Genomic DNA, 21,977 nt, shown 5'->3' on the forward strand with positions numbered 1-21,977 from the left:
TATTTGCGGAGTCTGCACTAAAATAGAAAATAATAAGTTAATTGAGGAGTTTCCATGAAAATTATAAAAAGTATTTTAAGTTGGATAGTGCCGATTCTAATTGGTTTAGCAATTGCTTTATTAGTTCGTAGCTATCTGTTTGAAATCGTGCGGGTTGATGGCTCATCGATGGAACCCAATCTGGTTAATAATGAACGCGCTTTTGCTTTAAAACAAGAAAAGATTAAACATCTGAGTGTCATTGTTTTTGATGCCTATGGTGCGGATCCCCAGGCCACTCCAGGGACGGATTATGTAAAGCGAGTTATTGGGATGCCAGGCGATAAGATTTCATATAAAAATGGCAATTTGTACGTAAACAACAAGTTAGTGCCCCAGAAATTCATCAGTGCAAACGAGCGAACGACAGGAACAGAAATTGGAGCAGAAGCGAAAGATTGGAACTTGGCTTCTGTGGCGAAAGCCCGTGGCTGGGGAAATAAGCCTGAGAAAGTGCCAGCTGGCGAGTACTTTGTGTTAGGTGATCACCGAACCGTTTCTTACGATAGTCGTTATTGGGGGTTTGTGAAGAAAAGCGAGGTTGTGGGAGTTGTTAAGGTTCCATTCTGGGGTAGCACCGCTGCTAAAAAGAATGTCAATGATCGAACGAGTGATTATTAGTTAATTAACAAATTAGTGTTGAAAAGGGATAAATTCCGATTCAACACTTTTTTTAGGAAAAATTTGCTATTTATGGTAAAAGTATTAAAATATGATTAGTTTATTCTTAATTTTATGTTTAATTTTGGAGGTGCCACATGGGAAAAGAAGTTTCACAAGAAAACGTTGCTAAGTTTCGAAAAGTTTTTAATGAGGATAACCGCAATGCTGTTGTCCAACGGGCAGCTACAAAAAACGGTGTTTTAAATGCCAGTGAAGATATTGCCGCTAAAGTACGCTTAGATCACACTTTCTCCGTTGAAATTGATACTGGTAAAGTTTCCAACCAGCTACATAGTGGTCGTTGTTGGTTATTTGCGTTATTGAATACCCTTCGGCATCAAGTTGCTGATAAATATAACGTCAAAGATTTTGAATTATCTCAAGCTTATTCTTATTTCTGGGATAAGATTGAACGAGCCAACATTTTTTACGAAAATATTATTCGCACTGCTGACAAACCAGCGAATGATCGTGAAGTTGAATTTTACTTAGAAGGACCTGGTGGTGACGGCGGTCAGTGGGCAATGGCGGCCGGATTAGTTCAAAAGTACGGGGTTGTTCCTTCATCTGTGATGCCTGAAACTTTTAATACAAATGATACGACCGGTTTCGGGGGTGCTTTAAATAACAAGTTACGTAAAGATGCTATTGAATTACGGGAATTAACAAATAGTGGTGCTTCTGAAGGTCAATTGAACGCCAAACGAGATCAATTGTTGGGTGAAGTTTATCGCATGACAGCCATCGCAGTTGGCGAACCACCTGTAAAGTTTGATTTTGAATATCGTGATGACAAAAAGAATTATCACCGAGAAGCCAACGTCACACCAAAAGAATTCTTTGATAAATACGTTGACGTTGATTTGGACGATTATGTGGTTGTTAGCAACTCACCTGATAAACCATTTAATAAGTTATATAGTTTACCAGCTGAAGATAATATCGTGGGTGGAAAACCCATTACGCTTTTAAATGTCGAAATGGATGTCATACGAAAAGCGGCCGTTGCTCAACTTAAGGATGGCGAGACCGTCTGGTTTGGCAATGATGTTTTGGAACAGATGGATCGCAAAGACGGTTTATTAGATAGTAAACTTTATCAAACCGACGCGCTGTTCGACGTTGATTTAAGCATGAGTAAGGCAGAACGTTTGCAGTACGGACAAGCAGCTGTTTCACATGCCATGACGATTACTGGTGTCGATGTGGTCGATGATGACGTCACAAAGTGGAAAGTCGAAAATAGTTGGGGCGAAAAGAACGGCGATAAGGGATACTTTGCCATGACCGATGACTGGTTTGAGAACTATGTCTATCAAGTTGTGGTCCATCGCAAATATTTAACGGCTGATCAGTTAAAGATCGCTGATTCGAAACCAGAGCCGTTACCAGTTTGGGATCCAATGATGTAATTAAAAGAAATTCGCGAAGACCGGTGTAAAAAGCCTGGTCTTTTTATTTTGGCAAAATAGGAAATAGTCTACCGTGAAAAGATTAAATGAAAATAAAAGAAAATTGTTTACATTTATTTTCGGAACGCTTATAATATCCTCTTGTATATTAAACTGGACATTGAAAGGAGATAAACATGCAAAAGCTTGTGAAAAATCATGGGATTGCGCTAATTGTTTGGATTGGCATAATTTTAATTAGTATTTTTAGTTTACCTAATATTGATCAATTAGTAAGATCTCATGGTGATACCAAGATACCTAGTGCTGCACAAAGCCAAATTGCAAATCGAATTCAGTCCAAATGGGGCTATGGACAAGGGAATACGACGCAAGTAGTTGCTATTTTTAATAATGGCAACAAAAAATTAACCGCAGATCAAAAAGAGAATATCAATAGTACCATTAATTATCTGCGCGATAACAAGAAGAAATTGGGAATTAAGGATATTACGGCTGCATCGGATAATGCGGAAACCCGTAAACAATTAATTTCAAAAGACAAGACAACAGAACTTGTTCAAGTGTTGGTTTCAAAGGATCATGGTTCTTATAAAACCATTGATCGAGAACTAACCAAAGCCGTTAAAACCCCTAATGTGAAATCTTACATTACCGGTGGTGACATTCTGAATGAAAAGTTCTCGGAAGCTACCCAAGAAGGGGTTAAGAAAACTGAGATTATTGCGGCAATTTTCATTTTTATTGTCTTAATTTTAGTTTTCCGATCACCAATCGTCCCATTAATTTCCGTTTTTACAGTGGGTGTGTCGTTTATCACAACGCTTTCGATTGTGACGAACTTAGTTTCACGAGCTAACTTCCCATTCTCAAACTTTACCCAGGTCTTTATTGTGGTGGTCTTATTCGGAATTGGAACTGACTATAATATTTTGCTGTATGATCAATTTAAAGAGCAGTTAAGTAAGGGTGAAGATCGGCATACGGCTAGTAAAAAGGCCATTCGAACGGCCGGGCGCACCATTTTATACAGTGGTTCTTCTGTATTTATTGGTTTCCTAGCACTTGGTTTAGCTAAGTTTTCGATCTATAAATCAGCAGTGGGCGTTGCTTTAGGTGTCGCTGTTTTAATTGTTGTTTTATTAACCTTGAACCCATTTTTCATGCACGTATTGGGCAAAAAGATGTTTTGGCCATCTAAGAAATTTGATGGTCATTCACAAAGCAAGATGTGGCATGCTTTAGCGAATTCTTCAATTTTGCATCCACTAATTGCTTTGGCATTAGTGTTACTTTTAACTGTGCCTTTTGTGATAACTGGTTCAGGAACTTTAAATTATGATGATTTAGATGAATTGAGTGATACATTACCTGAAAAGGTTGGATTCAATGTAGTTAAGGATCATTTCTCAGCAGGAACTGCTGAACCATCCACACTATATATTCGCTCTAACAAACGTTTGGATAATGAAAAAACTTTGAAGTTAGTTGATCAAATTACCAAACAACTTCAAAAAGAAAAAGGCATTAAAACGGTCGCTTCTGCTACCCAACCTGGTGGTTCTGAGATTGGTAAATTGTATGTGAAGGGCCAAGTCAAAACAGTTACAACTGGGATTGATAAAGCTCACACAGGCTTGAATACAATTGGTAAAGGTCTAACTAGTGCGTCTGATCAGTTAGCCGCAACCAATATGAGTAGTGGTTTGAATAGTGTTCAAAAATTAATTGATGGAACTGAAGTTTTGCGTAATGGTTCCTTGAAGATTACAAGTGGTGCTAACCAACTTTCAAGTGGGGCTTCCAAAATTTCTTCTGGAGTTTCGTCAATGGGAACCCAAATGGAACCTTTAGTTAGCGGTTTGAACCAATATGCTGGTGGTGTTGACACTTTAAGTTCTGGTCTAAGCCAACTTGGTAATAGGTCTGGAGACTTAACCAGTGGTTCACAAAGCTTGCTGAATTCAGCTCAAAAACTGTCAACTGGAGTTTCTACACTGAATAGTGCAGCAGTCCAGATTGATTCACAATTGGATACGCTCCAGCAATCATTAAGTGCTGGAAATGCAGCAATGAGTGAATTCTCTGGTTTGAGTAGCAAGGTGAAAGAATTAAATGCTTTAAAGGCAGAGTTGGCTCAATCACAAAACGCAATTAATAGTCTTGAACAATTGGCACCATTATTGACTGAGTTGGAATCGGCTAAGAAAAACTTAGCTTCAGTTAATAGTTCATTTGCTAGTTTAGACAAAGTTTCTACTGCGTTAACTTCAGCTGCAACAGATTCTGCACAAGCTGCGGCTTCTAATACAGCCGCTCTTAAAACATTGGCTGGTATTGATCAAAGTACACTGTCATCTGCTGACAAACAAAAATTAGCTACAGCTGAATCACAAATTACAGCGGGTGCTAAGACAGCGGGCGCTTCAGCACAAACGATTAAGACTACCGGTGAAACATTAAGTGGGCTTTCAAGCGTCAAGACACAGGTCGCAAGTCTTGAAAAAGAATTGGATGCAGTCAATATTGATTCCAACACACTCACTGAGCTGAAACAGCTTGAAACAGTGATGAAGAAAGCAAATACATTGATGAATTCAACAAACATTAGTGAATCACAGCTTAAAGAGTTGAGTTCATTGGGAACACAATTACAGAGTGCTTCTGGTAGCATTTCAAAACTGAAACAGTTTACGGCTGGTGTTGAGCAACTTAACACGCAGGTCAATAAGAATTCTGCTTTAGTTAACGGTGTTTCTCAGCTGAATAGTGGGATTAATACGTATGCTAGCAAGGTTCAACTTGCTTCAAGTGGTGCTTCCACATTAGCAAGCAAGAGTAGTGAACTAACTAGCGGAGTAGGAACTCTTACTAGTGGTTTAGGCACGTTAACAAGTAGACTTAACCAGCTTTCAAGTGGTGCAAGTACTTTGGCAAGTTCAACGCCTGCTATGACAAGTGGTCTTGATCAGGAAGTTTCTGGTCAAAAGCAAATGTACAGTACTTTGAAAGGCTTATCCGGAAAAGTAACTACGCTTCAATCCGGTTTGAAGACAGCCGCAAAAGGAACTAAAACGATTGGTTCTGGGATGACAACTGCAAATAGTTACTTAAACGGTATGGGGAATTCTGCGGTAGGTAAGACCTTCTATATTCCTGCAAAGCAAATTCATGGCAAGTCATTTAAACCCGTTTTGAAGACTTACTACTCTGAAGATCGGAAAGCAACCAAGTTAACAATTGTCCTTGATTCAAATCCTAATTCAGCTGCTTCGATGAAGAAGTCTAAAGCTATTCAGAAGCAGGTAAAGGATGATCTTCGTGGAACTTCGCTGAAGGATGCAACAGTTGCAATGGGTGGTCAAACCTCACAAACTGCAGATATTAATAAGGTTGCCGGAAACGACTTTACTCGTACTGCGGCCATTATGATTGTGGGAATTTTAATTGCTTTAATGTTTGTTACCCGTTCAATCTTGATGCCATTTTATATTATCGGCACGTTGTTGTTGGCTTATTACAGTTCCTTAGGAATTACTAAGGCAATCAGTAATATGTTCTTGGGACAATCTATGTTGACTTGGAACACACCATTCTTTGGTTTCATCATGATTATCGCGTTAGGTGTGGATTACAGTATCTTCTTAATGATGAGGTATCGTGATTCCAACAAGAGTTTGAAACCAAGCGCAAGGATCTTAGAAGCTTCAGGAGTCATTGGTGCTGTTGTCCTTTCAGCCATGATTATCTTGAGCGGAACCTTTGCCGCGATGATTCCATCTGGAGTGTTGACGTTAATTCAAGTTGCCTTGGTAGTTATTATTGGGTTGATTATTTTAATCATTATCATCCCAGTACTCTTACCAGCCTTGATTAAGTTAACGTACGAAGGAATTTCATTTGGGAAAAAGAAGAATAAGAATAAACATTAACTTGTAGTTTTCTACAAAGGAGAAGTGATGATTTTAAATTGTCACTTCTCTTTTTTGTATAGAGCGTACAATGGAGTTATATAACTATTTTCGAGGAGGCGAGATCATGGACTTTGATCCAAACTGTGTATTCTGTCAAAAACAACCATCAGATTATGTACTTGAAAACAAACTCGTGATTGCGTTCTGGGATATTCATCCAGTTAGCAAGGGACACTTACTTATTATCCCTAAACGGCATGTAACGCAAGTTTGGGACGTTACGGACGCAGAAAAAGCCGAACTAGTACAAATGATCGCAGATGCAAAAAAACTGTTAGACGCCAAATTTGAGCCTGATGGGTATAATGTCACAATTAACTCTGGTGCTGCGGCCGGTCAAAGCGTTTTTCACTGTCATATTCATCTAATCCCGCGTTATTGGAATAAAGTAACTAAATGGGTTGGCGCAATTCCTGGTCAGTTTTTGGTACCCAAGTCGCGACCAGAGTTCAAGGATCTTAAATAGTTTTGATAGCGAGAAACAACAAAACGACGTATAATTTAGTTAGCAAATGACGCAAGCAAAATGGGGTGAGCGCGATGAAAAGATTTAAAAGATTAGCTATTTTTATTGGAATATCAGTTTTAGGATTAAGCTTGGTATTAACGGGTTGTGCGCAATCTGGAACTGATTCGGGAAGATCCATCAAATCCAGCGCACCAAAAGTTTCTAAAGTGTCCGCCAGCAAACAAATTCGGAATAATAGTGGGTTATGGTATTTTTCTAAATCAGTAAAGGCCAAGTCCAATTCTGGAATAGAGGCGTTTGTGTTTTCAAAAAAAGGAACTGTTGAAGCTTATAACGTAAAAAAGTACTATTCTTCCTATTCAGCAGCTAAAAAAGCTAAGGGTCTTAATAAATTTGGTAAAGGAACTTATAAACTTAAAGTAAATAAACAAAAACAGACAATTGTAACTTTAAAAATGAAACTTTCTGGGATTCCTGCTACTTATCAATTTAAGTTAAAAAAGGGGTTGGCCAAAAAGTATAAGGGACTCATTTTTCATGGCTTTAATGCAGCCCGGACTGTTGATAGCGATAGTGTCAACGGTGTGTTAGTTCAAGTTAGAAAGTAAAAAAGAAGATTATCGCAATTTAAAATGCGGATAATCTTCTTTTCTTGTATCTTGAAGGGTGAAGTAAGCCGGTGACTCCCACGAGGATTTACCAATGATTTTAAACCCTTGTGCTTTATAAAAAGCAAGTGCGTTGGTATTTTTACGTACGCATTTTAAAATAACTGGGGCAGTTGCTAGTTGGCGGACATGGTCAATTAACTGGCGGCCAATTCCTAAATGCATATATTCAGGGTCAATAAATAAAAGATGAACAAAATTATCCTGTTCATAAAAACTAATGAAGCCCACAATTTTGTCATTTAAAACAGCCTTTAAGGTTAATTCACCTTTTGAATCACGTTCAAAGTCAGAATGGGTGGGATGTTTGACCCACGGAAAGGTTTCTTGTCGTGAATGCAGATACACCTGGGCTAACTGCAAAGTATCTTCTGCTTTGGCGGGTAATATTTGGACTTTGTTAGTTTGTGTCATCGCGTACTTTTCCTTTTTAAATTTAATTTTAAAAATGTAATTTAACTGCAATATTGTCTTCACAAAATATTCACAATTTGTGAATATTATTAATCATATAAATAACTTTTTCATTTACTCCCCCCATAAAGTGAATGGATGATCATGTATATGGTCATGTTACTTATTTTCCGTTGCCGCGACAACGGTTTTTTTGTACCCAAAATTTAGAAACACCAAACTGGTTTGGAAAAGAGATGATCTTTTTAAACCAATTTTTTTGCAAAAAACCAAAACCGGTTTTAAATATGCCTATGTAAGGGTAGAATAAACACATGACACTGGATGCTGCTTATTTTGTTACTATTTGTCGAAACGTTAGTGCATAAAGTGTGCATTTATTATAAAAATTAGTAGTATATTAGCTATCGGGGGATAATTATGAACTGGGTACATATTATCATAGAAATTATTGTTGCACTGAACTCACTAGCTGCTATTGTGACTGTTTTTCGTGAAAAACGAGATATTGCTGCAACGTGGGCTTGGTTACTTGTCCTCTTTTTTCTTCCCGTTGTCGGTTTCATCTTTTATGCGTTTGCAGGACGAAAACTGCCTAAAGGTAAAATGTTTCAATTGAGAAAAGAAACTAAAATTGAATTACAACGAGTTTTAGCTCGACAAACACAAGAATTAAATAGTGATCATACAGCGGCTGACAAGGTTGTTGAAGATGCAAGCGGGATGGCAACTATGTTTATGAATGCAGATTCCGCCTTTTTGAGTCACCGAAATCGGGTAAAACTAATTACGGATGGTAAAGAATTATTTCATGAGATGTTCCAAGATATTGAACATGCAAAAAAGCATATTCATATTGAATTTTACACATTTTATGCTGATGAAATTGGCCATGATGTACTCCATCTATTGGAAAAGAAGGCTGCTGAAGGCGTTGATGTGCGTGTTATCTGGGATTCTTGGGGATCAATGGGTACCAAGACTAAATTTTTTGATCATCTTCGTGAACTTGGTGGGCATGCTTCACCATTCTTGGGGACTCATTCACCAGTCACCGACTTTCGTTTAAACTTCAGAGACCATAGAAAAATTGTGGTTATTGATGGTCAAGTTGGGTATACAGGTGGGTTCAATATTGGCGATCAATATTTAGGTCGAAAGAAAAAATTTGGGTATTGGCGTGATACGCATATGCGGATCGCTGGCTCTGGTGTATATGGTTTACAGGCTCGTTTTATTCGTGATTGGAATGCCACTGAACCTGAGCACTCAATTGATAAAGTATTTGATCCCGGTTCAACCTATTTCCCTGTGGCCAAGGTTAATGGTAATACCAGTTTGCAGGTGGTCGCGAGTGGCCCGGATTCGGATACAGAAACCATTAAACTGGGCTATTTGAAGTTGATTTATTCAGCTCATCGTTCAATTTGGATGCAGACCCCCTATTTAATTCCGGATGATAGTGTGTTGGATGCTTTACGAGTAGCGGCACTATCAGGAATTGATGTGCGGATTATGATTCCTCACATGCCAGACCATGCCTTTGTTTACCGTGCAACTCAGTACTATGCACGACAATGTGCTAAATGGGGTATTCAGATTTATAACTATGATGCTGGATTCTTACATGCAAAAACGATGGTTGTGGACGGAAAAATAAGTTCAGTCGGTTCAGCCAATATGGATTTTCGTAGTTTTAAACTAAACTTTGAAGTTAATACGTTCCTGTACGACGAAAAAGTAGCTGAAAAGTTAGAAGATATATTTAAAGCGGATATTCGAAAATCAACTTTACAAACCTCGAAAATGTATGACGAACAATCAGCATGGCTGAAGTTCAAGCAATATTTTTCTCGCCTGTTATCACCAATTCTCTAATTTGTTTTTAATTTTTAGTTGACGAGAATTTTTTTGCGTGGTAAGATGCATTCAACTTAATATTTAACGTTAACTTTCATACCAAGTAGCTAATTATCTGGGTGTCAGAAAGTCGGTGGTTGCTGCGAACCGATCAGGATAATTTAGATGAAATACCATGAAACAGTTTCAATTGAACGGATAATAACTAGAGCCGTTACCTTCTAGTGAGTGGAGAGAATCTGTTTTTGGGATTCTTTCAATTTGGGTGGTACCACGGTTTTATCGTCCCTGTTGTATAAATTACAGCAGGGACTTTTTTGTTCCCTAAAATTTGGAAGGAGCGGCAGAATTATGGAAAAACGAACATGCGGAGGAATGCCTCGTTATTAAGGCTTCCTTAGAAATTACAGGTGGTCAAAATTTTTAAGAAAACTAAAAATGAGGTGCAATATGAAAAATAAAGTGAGTTTTAAAGAAGCAGTTATTGTGTTGTTAGCAATGTTAATCATTATGGGATTAGGCGTAATTAAGTTCGGTTTATCGCCACAAGTACCCGTATTATTGGTTTTAGTCGTGGTTACATTTTGGGCGCGGATTCGTCACTTTGCCTGGACAGATGTCGATAATGGCATTAAAGAAGGTATTCAAACCGGAATTATTCCAATTTTTATTTTTATTCTTGTCGGCGCATTAATTAGTACTTGGATTGCTGCTGGGATTATTCCTTCAATGATGGTTCTAGGATTCCACATGATTAGTGTCACTTGGTTTGTGCCATCGGTATTCTTTGTTTGTGCCTTGGTTGGAACTTCAATTGGCTCAGCGTTCACCATTATTTCCACAATTGGAATTGCCTTTTTCGGAATGGGTATGACAATGGGTGTCAATCCTGCATTAGTTGCTGGGGCAATTATTTCCGGCGCAATCTTTGGTGATAAGTCTTCACCACTATCAGATTCCACAAACTTAGCTTCTGCCGTTGTCGGTGTTGACTTGTTTGATCATATTAAAAACTTGATGTGGTCCACGATTCCTGCCTTTTTAGGCTCATTGATTCTTTACGCCATACTTGGTTTTCACGCTACATCTTCTGCTAATTTGGGAAAGATTGATCAAACTGTGGCAGTTTTACAAGCGCACTTTAGTGTTAATTTCTGGGCAATTATTCCAATCGCTTTGATGTTCTTCTGTGCTTGGAAGAAAATTCCTGCAATTCCAACTTTATTTATTAACATTGTCGTTTCCGTGTTGATGGTATTCATTGAACAACCCCAAACTCAAGTAAGCAAAATTGCCACGATTATTGAAAGCGGGTTTGTATCTAAAACGGGGAATGCAAGTGTTGATGCATTATTGACTCGTGGCGGCATTGGTAGCATGATGGGCACTGTTTCCTTAATTATCCTTACCCTGTCGTTAGGTGGCCTTCTAATGAAGTTTGGCTTGATTCAAGCCGTGATGGAGCCCTTAACAAAGCACTTGAACTCAGACGGTAAAATGGTCACTGCCACAATTCTTTCTGGAATTGGGGTCAACATCTTTATTGGTGAACAGTACTTATCAGTGATTCTACCAGGAAAAGCTTTCAAGAAGGCGTACAATCAATCTGGGTTAGCTAACCTTGCCTTGAGCCGTGTCCTTGAAGATGGCGGAACAGTTATCAATTATTTGATTCCATGGGGGGTTGCCGGCGCGTTTGCCGCAAATACATTGGGTGTTTCGACCCTCCATTTTCTGCCCTTCGCATTTTTTAGCATCTTGTCACCAATCTTCTCGATCATTAGTGGCTTTACCGGGATTGGATTGAAGCATACAACTGACGAAAAAAAAACGGCAACTAAAGAGAAACTCGTTGCTGATTCTGAAAGTAGTTTGAACTAAAAAAGACTAGGATTATCTGATCTTAAAGCTAGTTAAACATCAAAATATGATTTGCCATAATGTTGCAGTAAGACTTGCGAAAGGTTTTGGGCGATGATCTTAGAGCCGTTTAGGTCGGGATGCACGCCATCTGTATAAGTGATTGGCCAAGCGCTTGTTTCAATTAAGTAAATTAGTTGAGGAAATCGATCGGCCAATTGCTTAAGTTCCTTAGCAAAACTCTGATTAAATGGAACTAAGACATTTAAATGAGCGTCCGGAAATAGCGCATGAAGTTCTTTGAAAAAATTTAAGAACTGTTCTTGGACGAGTAGAGCTTCAAAACGGCGGTCATTTGTACCAATATTCACGATGACTTGGTTGGGATGATAGGCTGGGGCGGGCGTTTCAAAATCGATATATTTCACAAATCGGGGCGCTACCGGCACTCCACCAGTACCATAGCACAACAAACCAGCTGCACTATAAGCGATACGAATATCTTGCGCATTAAGCAATCTGGCAGTCTGTGCAGCGTAGTTTTGTTCCGCTGCATAGCCAGAAGAAGGGATGCGTTTTAACACCCAACAACCAGCTGTAATTGAGTCACCTACAAACGCAATTGTTCTACCAGCAGGCTTAACCGCAATGAGATTTCCGGAAGTAGGCACGGAAATCGAACTGATTGCTAAGCCTTGCTGATGTAACCAGACCTCATCTGCATCTGAATTTCCCGCAAAGGTAATCCGGATCAGATGGGGCTTTTTTGTTTCAAATTGAAGTTCGCTATGTACTTCATTGGCCTTCAATCGAAGCTCGGGCTGGTCATCAATAAAGATGGCGATTTCGGGCTGAAATTTAGAAGTGGGTGTGGTATTTAAAAACTTAAGCTTAAGCCGATTGGTGTTTTTAGTCATCATTAGTAAAGAGGCACCTAAGTTTGTGGTGTACATCACGGATTGATTATCAATCGTTTTAGGTACCCAACGACCCATAAAATAAACTCCAGAGAAGAGCCCGTTAGCCTTGGTTTCAACGTATTTTGCCTGTGTCATAATTTGTTAGCTCCTCTGTAATTAAAATTAACCAGGATTATCCATACAACTGATTTCATGATCGTTTACTAGTCCAATTGCTTGCATAAATGAGTAAGTGATCGTGGGACCCATAAACTTGAAGCCACGTTTCTTTAGATCCTTAGCGATTTTCTCGGAGAGTGGTGTTTTAGAATGAATTTCGACAGGAATGCGGATGTGATTATTTACCTGACGATTATTGACAAATTGCCAAATGTAATGATCGAAACTTCCAAATTCCTTTTGAATTTTTAAAAATGCCTTAGCGTTGCTAACTGTGTCTTGAATTTTTAAACGATTTCGAATGATGTTGGGATCTTGGAGAAGTTTTTCAGTATCTTCTGCCGTCATTGCGGCAACTTTGTTTAAATCAAAGTTGGCAAACGCCTTTTGAAAAGCAGGGCGCTTTTTTAAAACGAGTTCCCAGTTCAGCCCGGCTTGAAAAATTTCTAAACTCATCATTTCAAAAATATACTGGTCATCGTGGGCTGGCTGACACCATTCATTTTTATGATAGGCGCGAATTTCTGGGCCACCAGTTTTCGCCCAAGTGCAGATAAAATCATCTAATGTTTGTTTCATTTCATGTTACCTCCGCTGGTTGCCAGTGAGGTGGGAATCTGACAACGATTAATTAACTTTATTATATCGCATTTTGCACAAGAACTTGACTTATTAAAATTTGATGATAGAATAAATGCATTATTAATATTAATGCGATGAAGAGAAGAGTAAGTCCAGCAATTGCTTAGAGAGTTCCGATTGGTGAAAAGGAATCGATTGTCAGGATTGAAGATGAGCTCAGAGCTAATGTTTGAGGTGCAAGCTTTAAACACGTGAGGATACGATATAATCCCAGATATAAGTTTAGTTTACGTTTGTATCGTTGAGGTGCTGTTTGTGAGAAGAGCATAAACATGGGTGGTAACACGAAGTTTTCGTCCCTAGTCTTTTAATTAAGACATAGGGCGGAAACTTTTTTTATTGCAAAAAAGGGTCTCTGTCAAATCGTATTGGTGGAGATTTTGAACGGCACATTCACTTCGGTGAATGTGCTTTTTGTTTACTCATGAATTAAACTAATCCGGATAAAGAAGTTGTCAATATTTCGAAAACCAAAACAGTTACGCTTTAATGCCTTGATTTTACGATTAAGTCCTTCAATTGGACCGTTGGAAAATGGATAACGACAACTGTTTAGAAGGGCTGAACCATTTTTGATAAACGTGTTGATCGTTATGTCCATTTGATTACTAGTGGGTTGGTAGTTAGTAAGTAAGGATTGGAACGCATTAGCATCCTTTTGGTGTATGGCACTTAAGATACCTTGATAGGTTTGATACACAGATCTAAATCTGGGAAAAGCGTCTAGAGCTAAATCAATGGCGTTTTGTTGCGTCATATACTCGTTAATTCCGCGTAAATAAACAGCCTTAGAATCATTAACTTTTATTTCATCAAGATGAAATAAACGCCATTGAGATTTTAAAATATGATAAATTCGTGAATGCTTATCTTGGATAGTACGAATGGTCTGCGTGCGTTCATTATCTAAGGCACGCCCAGCCAGTTGAATAATATGGAAACGATCGATAATCGTGGCCGCATTGGGAAATAAGCGATGAATGAAGCTGCCATATTCAGCATTCATGTCAATCGTCACTGATTGAACTTGGGCACGTTCTTGAACCGAAAAACGAGCTTCAAAGTAGTCAATGATATCTTTACTTAGCCGATCTTTTAAAGTAACAATTCGGCGATGACTAACGGCATCGCAACAATTAAAGGACATCCAGTGATTACAGGAACGAAATTCATCAAAGCAAAGATTCTCTGGGAGATGTTTAACACGATAGGCTAAGTGAATATTGGCATTTAGGATTCGTTGAACACTGCTTGGCGAAATTCCACAAAGTTTAGCAATTTCTTTACTCGTCAACATATCGCGTGCCAAAACGATCACTTGATGTTTGATATTATGTGTGAAAGTTTCGTTACGATTAACCAACTTAGTTTTAGCACCACAGGTTTTTGAACAATCTTTACATTGGTATCTTTGACGTTTTAAATGCATTTCGTAACGACCACCGGATAAGGTTCCTAAACGCAGGTGACTCATGTGAGTTCCGTTTTTAATTAAGCTTTTATGGCCACAATGTGGGCACTTTAAAAGTTGATAAGACAAAGTTGCATGGACGACATGAATACGTTGGTTTGTGGAACACCGTTCTTTAGAAATACCAGTGACAATTAAGTTTGGGTCTGTTATTTCGAATAAGCATAAGATAGAATTAGTTAGGGACATCTGAATTTCCTCTTTTCGATTTGTTTTGGCGATTAAATCGTAGCACAAAGAGGACAGATGTCCTTTTTTATTTTTCTGATTTTCAAAACAGACAAAAAACCGGTATTAGTTATTCACCAATACCAGAAAGTGTAGACCCGCAAAAAAGAGGGTGATTGGATGACTGAAACTATTATTGATTTAAAGAAAATTACGGTGGCATTTAAGGATGGTGAAAACCAAGTCCAAGCAGTTAAGGACGTTGACTTACAAGTGGAAAAAGGTGACATCTATGGCATTGTTGGTTATTCAGGCGCTGGGAAAAGCACATTGGTTCGGGTGATTAATCTATTACAGAAACCAACATCTGGTGAAGTGCATATTAATAACCAAAATTTACTGAAGTTAAAGCCAGTTGAATTACGCCAGGCACGCACCAAAATTGGCATGATCTTTCAGCACTTTAACCTGATGAAATCCAGAACAATTTTAGGCAATGTTGAATATCCACTGTTGAAGACAAAGCTATCCAAAAAAGACCGCATTCAACGGGCCACAGAATTACTAAAGCTGGTTGGTTTAGAGCAGCGCAAAAATGATTATCCTCGTCAGTTATCTGGCGGTCAAAAACAACGAGTGGCAATTGCCCGGGCATTAGCAAATAATCCCGATATTTTGATTAGTGATGAGGCCACAAGTGCCCTAGATCCAAAAACAACCTTGTCGATTTTAAAATTATTAAAACGCCTAAACCAAACTTTGGGATTGACGATTGTTTTAATCACCCACGAAATGCAGGCAGTGAAAGAAATTTGTAATCACGTGGCGGTCATGCAAAAAGGCAAAATTGTGGAACGGGGCAACATTGAAGATATTTTCTCAACGCCGCAAAAGAAGTTAACCCAAGAATTCATCAATATTGCTACCAACGTGGGTCCGGCTGTTGAAAAAGTGACGGAAAATCCAAGTTTTAAACTACTCACGCAAAAACAACAGTTGGTTCAATTGAACTTCATTGGTCATTCTACTGAACAGCCGATTATTTCCACTTTAGCAAAACAATTTGATGTGGATGGCAATATCTTGTTTGCCAATGTAGAACAACTGCATGAGGAAACATTAGGATTCATGATTTTAGTTTTAACGGGTGAAAGCAAAAATATTGAAACGGCAATTCAGTTTCTGAAAGAAAATCAAGTTCGGGTAAAACGACTTAATGAAGTGCCCAAAAGTGAGGTGCAAAGCTAATGGCAAGTTGGTTTCCAAATGTAATTCATATGCAAACAGAATTTGTTCAAGCCACATGGGAAACTGTGTACATGACGTTAATTTCAGCCATTATTGCGGGCGTATTAGGTCTGGCAACCGGTATTTTCCTGATTGCAAGTCAGCCAGGGGGAATTCTAGAGGACAGCTTCATATATGGTCTCCTAGATAAGATTGTAAACTTGTTGCGATCGATTCCATTCATAATTTTATTGGCTGTTATTGCCCCGTTTACTCGGTACTTAGTGGGTACCACAATTGGTACAACGGCGGCATTGGTTCCTTTGATTATTGGAATTTTTCCATTCTATGCCAGACAGATTCAAAATGCTTTAACGGAAATTGATCCTGGTGTGGTGGAAGCAGCTCAGGCCTCCGGGTCAAGTCCCACCGAAATTATTTTTCGTGTGTACTTGCGTGAAGGGTTACCAGATATTATCCGAGCTTCAATTTTAACGATCATTAGTTTAATTGGTCTAACCACCATGGCGGGAGCAATTGGGTCTGGTGGTTTAGGTGATATTGCAATTAGCATCGGTTATGCGCGATTTGAAAATGACGTCACAATTGTCGCAATGATCATTATTTTAGTCATGGTGTTTGTTATCCAGTTCGTTGGGGATTGGTTAGCAAAACGGTTAGAGCATTAAAAGAGGCGATCTTAAATGAAGTTCAGAGATAGTGTGGGAGGATTAGTACGAATGTGGTTTGAGCAACTATAAACAATAATAAAGACAAGGGGAGTTAGATATGAGAAAAAGTGTTTGGTGGGTTTTAGGGATAATTGTGGTATTAGTCGCTGTAGTGGTTGGGATTCATCAAATAAGCCACTCGGCTAAAGCTAAAACAGAAACGATTACAGTTGGTTCAATGGGTTCGGATTATGACATCTGGAAGCATATTGCCAAGAGTAAGGATGCTAAAGAGGCAGGTTTAAAGATTAAAGTACAGCAGGTCACAGATGGTGTGCAACTGAATAACGGCACGGCGCAAGGCAACATTGATGTAAATGCGTTTCAATCTTATTCTTACTATGAAGCGTATAATAAACAACATCAAAAACAACAGTTATCTGCTTTAGGAACCACTTACTTGGAGCCAATGGGAATTTACTCGAAAAAGTATGAAAAAGTTTCCCAGATTCCGGATGGCGCAACGATTGCCATTGCCAATAATCCCGCTAACACGGCACGCGATTTATTATTGTTGCAGTCAGCAGGTTTAATCACATTGAAGGCTAATTTTAGTTCATTAGGTAATGTGAGTGATATTAAGAGTAATCCCAAGAATCTGAAGTTCAAAGAAATTGATGACACAACTGGACCACGCGTTTTAAAGGATGTGGATGCAGTTCTTATTTCCAATACAGTGGCTTTGGAGGGCCATCTGCATGTACTTTCAGATTCGATTTTTCATGAGAAAGCTGATCAAAGTACGCGTGCTAATATTAATATTTTAGCAACTGCCAAGAAGCATGCGAGTAACAAGCAATACAAAAAGTTGGTAAAACTGTATCATAAGAAAGATATTCAGCGTTATATCAAAGATAAATATTACGGCACTAAAATTGAAGTTCAAAAACCGATTTCTTATTTGAAGTAAATAATTAGTTTAACAAGACATCTCAGCGGTTATTAAGTAACCGCTTGAAAAAAATAATTTTCGGATGCAAAATAGACAGTGTATACATGAAAGGAAGTTTCTAAATTATGGCAAAAGTTGAAAGTTTTACATTGGATCACACAAAGGTTAAAGCACCATATGTTCGTTTGATTACAGTTGAGAGCGGTGCAAAGGGCGATAAGATTTCGAACTTTGATTTACGGTTAGTACAACCCAACGAAAATGCGATTCCTACTGCAGGATTACACACGATCGAACATTTATTAGCAGGTTTGTTACGTGACCGTTTAGACGGCGTGATTGATTGTTCACCATTTGGTTGCCGGACAGGTTTTCATTTGATTACATGGGGCGAACATTCTACCGAAGAAGTTGCTAAGGCTTTGAAGGGCTCATTAGAAGACATTGCCGACAAGATCGAATGGAAAGACGTTCAAGGTACTGACAAGTATAGTTGCGGTAACTACCGTGATCATTCATTGTTCTCAGCCAAAGAGTGGTCAAAAGCCATTCTCGAAAAGGGAATTAGTAGCGACCCATTCAATCGTCAGGTTGTTTAATATATAAGTGAATACGAACTAAAAGAGGCTGGAAATTCTTTCCAACCTCTTTTTTACACTTATTTGACTATCTAATTAGATTTATGAACTTCAGATTTTGACTCATCACCCTGCATACCATTGAAAAACAAATTCAAAACGACGGCGACGATGCTGGCAACAACGATTCCATTCGTGAGTAACATCCGCGCGGCAGTTGGTAAAAATTGGAAAATTTGTGGGTAAACGGTAACTCCGAGTCCCATTCCAATTGACAGGGAGGTAATTAAAATATTTTTATCTTTTGAAAAATCAACCTGTTGGAGAATCTTAACACCTTGGGCACCGACAATTCCAAACATGACGATCATGGCGCCTCCTAAAACAGGATCAGGAATAATTGTAGCTACAGCACCGGCCTTGGGAAGCAATCCTAAGATAATTAAGAAGAAGGCTGAATAGTAGATTGGTTTACGAGTTTTTACTCCGGAAAGTTGAAGAACGCCCACGTTTTCCGAGAATGTGGAATATGGGAAAGTATTAAACAGTCCGCCAAGCATAGCAGCAATTCCTTCGGCCCGGTAGCCCCGCTTTAAATCATCTTCTTCAATTTTTTTACCTGTCAAATCGCCGAGGGCAAAGAAAACGCCGGTGGATTCAATCATTGTGGTTAAAGAAACCATAATCATTGTAATAATTGCGGAGCCGTGAAAAGTTGGGGTTCCAAAGTAAAATGGTTGAGGCAAATGAAACCAGCTGGCCTGGGCCACGGGACTAAGTGATACCATGCCCATTGCGCCTGCTAATAAGGTACCGGCAAGAATGCCAATTAGAATTGCAATCGAATGCATAAATCCTTTTCCCCAAATGTTGACGGCGACAATGATAATGACGGTGACAAAACCAATGATTAAACTCTTGGGATCCCCAAATGATTTGGAAGAAACCGTACCGCCACCCAGATTCTGGAAGGCAACTGGAATTAGGGTAAAACCGATAATGGTGATTAAAGAGCCGGTAACAACGGGCGGAAAGAGATTTTTTATTTTTGAAAACAGACCACTAATTAAGAAAACAAACAGGCCTGCACACATAATGGCACCGTACATCGCACCAATTCCTAGAGCCCCACCAATATTTTGCAACGGTTGAACAGCCTGAACGGCACAGCCAAGGACGACGGGTAAGCCGATTCCAGTTAGCGCCGTTTTTTTTAGTTGTAAGAGCGTGGCAATCCCACACATGAAGATATCAATAGAGACTAAGTAGGTCATTTGAGAAGCTGTAAAATGCAAGTAACCACCGATTAACAACGGGACTAAAACATCTCCAGAATACATGGCTAAGAGGTGTTGCAAACCTAGTAAGGCCGCTTTGGGCTGTGAGATAGTTTGAATTGGTTTTGCATGAGTTGCTTCAATAGACTTCAATTTAGTTCTCCTTTTCTGTCACTTACAACGTATAAATTGAGAATATGAAAGTAAAACAGGCCACAACATTGCTGTTGTGAACCTGTATAAGTCTGTCGTCTATTGTTAAAGATACGCCAAAAAATAGCTATCTAAAACACTATTCGCCCATAGTCCAACATTTAAGGTGTCGGGTAGAAACTTATCAACCATATTATGACATTATACAGGTAAGTGCTATTAAATTCTGTGGTGCCTAGTTTAGCATATTGTGTTTTGATTAACAACTGGTAAATTTCAAAGAAAGGCTAAATCTAAACGGCAATTTTACTTTAATTTAAGTTCATTGAACACTTTGATTAAGTTAAATTAAGCTAGTTTTTGTAAGCCATCACGAATAATTGCAATCCCAGTTTTGATTTCTTCTTCCGTGATTACTAGAGGCGGTTGAAATCTTAAAATGTGGTCCATAGTAGAAATCATGATCAGGCCATGTTCAAAACAGTACTCACTTAAGGCGGTCACAAAAGCAGATTTAGTGGCTTCAAATTCAATACCGCCATTTAATCCGATCATGCGCACCTGTTTGATAATTGGAAAGTCTTGTTGCAATTCTAAAAATTGGGTTTTGGCGAACTCCCCCAATTGTTGCGAGCGTTGAGGTAGATTTAGCCTTTCAACCTCATCTAAAGTTGCCAAACCAGCTGCACAACAGATTGGATTGGCTGCAGTAGTTGTGGCATTTGCAGGTGAAGCTAGACTATCCATGATTGGGACTTTTCCAATGACAGCTGAAAGTGGCATACCAGAGGCTAGTGATTTTCCAACAGCCATCAGATCAGGCTCTAAGTTAAAATGATCAATTGACCACATTTTGCCACTTCTGCCAAATCCTTGATTGATCTCGTCTGTACAAAACAAAATCCCGTTATCATGGCAGAGCTGATACAAACCTTGCATATAGTCATTGGGTGGCGTGATGATACCCGCATCACCTTGAATCGGTTCAATCAGAATGGCCGCAATTTGGTCGGCAGGAATATCATGTTGAAACAAATCTCGAAGGTCGTCCAGATATCGTTTCGAAAAATCTGCCAAGGTTTCGTTTGGAAATCTTTTTTGCGGATCCGGGAATGGTAAATGGTGAATATCTGGCACTAATGGACCGATATCTCTATGCATATTGGCATCAATGGCTGAAAGGCTTGCCGCTCCTAAAGTTGTGCCATGCCATGAATTTTGAAACGTTAAAATAACGGAACGTTTGGTGTAACTGCGGGCAAATTTTACAATTCCTTCGGCTGCTTCAGAACCAGAAGTGCTAAACGATACCTTCTTTGGCGAGTTTCCGGGTGCTAGGAGTGCTAAGCGTTTAGCGAGTTCGATTGCTGGTTCATGATAAAAGTAGCCCGAAATATAGTGAACAAGTTTGCCAGCCTGTTGCTGAATTGCAGCCACCACATGTGGATTTCCATGACCGATATTGACTGCCGAAGCACTTGCTAAAAAATCAATGTAACTATTGCCATCAGCATCCCACACAGTAGCGTCTTTAGCGTGATCCACCACTAAATCAAACTTTGAAACTCGGCCGGCTGGAGCCACGTATTGATGATCCAGTGCGATCAAACGATGGCGATTTGGATTTTTTTCAAAAGTCACTTACAACACTTCCCATAGTCATTAATTTGAATTGATTATAGCACAGCAATTTTTGTGAGTTCGTTTTATAATGAAGTTACGACATAAATGAGGAGCAATCGACATGAAACAGCTTTTGGTTATGGGTGTTGGTGATAGAGTTGGGCAGGCATTTTTTGAAGCTTGCCAAGACGAAAAAAATAACGAACTTCAATTTAACTTCATTGAAGAAGAGGGAAATATTCCAGCAGGTTTTCAAAATATTCAAGTTGTTGACTTACAGGACGCTGAACAACTAACTGCCCATTTGACACCTGCAGATATTTTGGTTATTAATGTGAGTGGCTGGGACGTAGATTACGTCTTGGATGCGGTGATGGATGCCATTGAAGCTCATCGGATTAAATTAGAGAAAATCATTTTTCGATCCGTAGCCGGAGTCAATGCCGAATATCCAATTAAAAATATTCAAACAGTGACGCACGATCAAGAAGAGTTTGTAAAACAGCAACAGTATGCGGGCAAACTGGTCGACGAATCAGAAATTCCGTATACTATTTTGCGTCCGACAAATGTTTTAGATTCAACTGATCTAAGTTATCGGCTTGTGGATGAAGGGACCACCATGGACAGTGCAAAAGATGTGGGTGCAAAAGCCGTCGCTAAGGTAATTTTAGAAACCGTCAAAAGTGATCAGTACAAAAATCAATCCATTGGAATTTGTGGCTGAAAAATGTGGTTAAATCAAGTATAATAAAAATAAAACGAACATACGTGCGT

The 21,977-nt window shown here is 39.0% G+C and carries 18 protein-coding genes and 1 riboswitch; of the genes, 12 read left to right on the top strand and 6 right to left on the bottom strand.

What is annotated here, in order from left to right; genetic code table 11:
- Positions 1–54 precede the first annotated feature (54 nt).
- From lepB to AB3217_RS00600, 5 genes are all read left to right on the top strand, one after another.
- Positions 55–660 carry a signal peptidase I gene (gene lepB, locus AB3217_RS00580; protein WP_260268033.1) on the top strand — a complete coding sequence of 202 codons (606 nt, stop codon included), beginning with the start codon at positions 55–57 and terminating at the stop codon, positions 658–660.
- A 137-nt stretch (positions 661–797) separates the two neighbouring features.
- Entirely contained in the window at positions 798–2,114 is a 1,317-nt protein-coding gene (locus AB3217_RS00585; RefSeq protein WP_068808429.1) for a C1 family peptidase, read from the top strand.
- A gap of 176 nt (positions 2,115–2,290) precedes the next feature.
- Positions 2,291–6,046 (top strand): MMPL family transporter, encoded by a 3,756-nt coding sequence (locus AB3217_RS00590; RefSeq protein ID WP_367365504.1) that lies wholly within the window; start codon positions 2,291–2,293, stop codon positions 6,044–6,046.
- A 106-nt stretch (positions 6,047–6,152) separates the two neighbouring features.
- Positions 6,153–6,554: an HIT family protein gene (locus AB3217_RS00595; protein WP_068808423.1), complete on the top strand. Its 402-nt coding sequence runs from the start codon at positions 6,153–6,155 to the stop codon at positions 6,552–6,554.
- Between the two features lie 74 nt (positions 6,555–6,628).
- Positions 6,629–7,165, top strand: a complete 537-nt coding sequence (locus AB3217_RS00600; RefSeq protein ID WP_057782940.1) for a hypothetical protein — start codon at positions 6,629–6,631, stop codon at positions 7,163–7,165.
- Positions 7,166–7,174: 9 nt separating this feature from the next.
- Here AB3217_RS00600 and AB3217_RS00605 read toward each other — a convergent pair whose 3' ends face one another.
- Positions 7,175–7,639, bottom strand: a complete 465-nt coding sequence (locus AB3217_RS00605; protein WP_068808471.1) for a GNAT family N-acetyltransferase — start codon at positions 7,637–7,639, stop codon at positions 7,175–7,177.
- Between the two features lie 420 nt (positions 7,640–8,059).
- On the opposite strand from AB3217_RS00605, the gene cls reads away from it, so the two are divergent.
- Positions 8,060–9,517: a cardiolipin synthase gene (gene cls / locus AB3217_RS00610; protein ID WP_367365505.1), complete on the top strand. Its 1,458-nt coding sequence runs from the start codon at positions 8,060–8,062 to the stop codon at positions 9,515–9,517.
- A 432-nt stretch (positions 9,518–9,949) separates the two neighbouring features.
- Complete coding sequence (gene nhaC / locus AB3217_RS00615; protein ID WP_157077628.1) at positions 9,950–11,380, top strand: Na+/H+ antiporter NhaC; 1,431 nt, start codon at positions 9,950–9,952, stop codon at positions 11,378–11,380.
- 32 nt (positions 11,381–11,412) lie between these two features.
- Here nhaC and AB3217_RS00620 read toward each other — a convergent pair whose 3' ends face one another.
- The 3 genes from AB3217_RS00620 to AB3217_RS00630 all read right to left on the bottom strand — a co-directional run bounded on the left by AB3217_RS00620 (position 11,413) and on the right by AB3217_RS00630 (position 14,740).
- The gene (locus AB3217_RS00620; RefSeq protein WP_068808415.1) at positions 11,413–12,414 is read right to left on the bottom strand and encodes an SGNH/GDSL hydrolase family protein; all 1,002 of its coding nucleotides are present in this window, start codon (positions 12,412–12,414) and stop codon (positions 11,413–11,415) included.
- 27 nt (positions 12,415–12,441) lie between these two features.
- Positions 12,442–13,017 carry a DNA-3-methyladenine glycosylase I gene (locus AB3217_RS00625; RefSeq protein WP_057782950.1) on the bottom strand — a complete coding sequence of 192 codons (576 nt, stop codon included), beginning with the start codon at positions 13,015–13,017 and terminating at the stop codon, positions 12,442–12,444.
- Positions 13,018–13,498: 481 nt separating this feature from the next.
- Positions 13,499–14,740 carry an ISL3 family transposase gene (locus AB3217_RS00630; protein WP_063697918.1) on the bottom strand — a complete coding sequence of 414 codons (1,242 nt, stop codon included), beginning with the start codon at positions 14,738–14,740 and terminating at the stop codon, positions 13,499–13,501.
- Between the two features lie 159 nt (positions 14,741–14,899).
- Between AB3217_RS00630 and AB3217_RS00635 the strand changes: the two genes are divergently transcribed.
- The 4 genes from AB3217_RS00635 (at position 14,900) to AB3217_RS00650 (ending at position 18,168) form a co-directional block, all read left to right on the top strand.
- Complete coding sequence (locus tag AB3217_RS00635) at positions 14,900–15,967, top strand: methionine ABC transporter ATP-binding protein (protein WP_068807134.1); 1,068 nt, start codon at positions 14,900–14,902, stop codon at positions 15,965–15,967.
- Positions 15,967–16,635, top strand: a complete 669-nt coding sequence (locus AB3217_RS00640; protein ID WP_068807136.1) for a methionine ABC transporter permease — start codon at positions 15,967–15,969, stop codon at positions 16,633–16,635. Before AB3217_RS00635 ends, AB3217_RS00640 begins: the two co-directional genes overlap by 1 nt.
- Before the next feature lie 100 nt (positions 16,636–16,735).
- The gene (locus tag AB3217_RS00645; RefSeq protein ID WP_068807139.1) at positions 16,736–17,587 is read left to right on the top strand and encodes a MetQ/NlpA family ABC transporter substrate-binding protein; all 852 of its coding nucleotides are present in this window, start codon (positions 16,736–16,738) and stop codon (positions 17,585–17,587) included.
- Between the two features lie 107 nt (positions 17,588–17,694).
- A complete protein-coding gene (locus AB3217_RS00650; RefSeq protein WP_057782956.1) occupies positions 17,695–18,168 on the top strand; it encodes an S-ribosylhomocysteine lyase in 474 nt (157 codons plus the stop codon).
- A gap of 71 nt (positions 18,169–18,239) precedes the next feature.
- Here the strand turns inward: AB3217_RS00650 and AB3217_RS00655 are convergent, their stop codons facing one another.
- On the bottom strand, positions 18,240–19,568 hold the full coding sequence (locus AB3217_RS00655) for a nucleobase:cation symporter-2 family protein (protein ID WP_260274771.1): 1,329 nt from the start codon (positions 19,566–19,568) through the stop codon (positions 18,240–18,242).
- A gap of 139 nt (positions 19,569–19,707) precedes the next feature.
- A riboswitch (purine riboswitch) is annotated at positions 19,708–19,806 on the bottom strand.
- Positions 19,807–19,925: 119 nt separating this feature from the next.
- Positions 19,926–21,218, bottom strand: coding sequence for an aminotransferase class III-fold pyridoxal phosphate-dependent enzyme (locus AB3217_RS00660; protein ID WP_367365506.1), 1,293 nt, complete (start codon positions 21,216–21,218; stop codon positions 19,926–19,928).
- Between the two features lie 103 nt (positions 21,219–21,321).
- On the opposite strand from AB3217_RS00660, the gene AB3217_RS00665 reads away from it, so the two are divergent.
- Positions 21,322–21,927, top strand: a complete 606-nt coding sequence (locus AB3217_RS00665; RefSeq protein WP_367365507.1) for an NAD(P)H-binding protein — start codon at positions 21,322–21,324, stop codon at positions 21,925–21,927.
- Positions 21,928–21,977: the final 50 nt, after the last annotated feature.

This window comes from Pediococcus parvulus (genome assembly GCF_964063155.1).
Lineage (GTDB): Bacteria > Bacillota > Bacilli > Lactobacillales > Lactobacillaceae > Pediococcus > Pediococcus parvulus.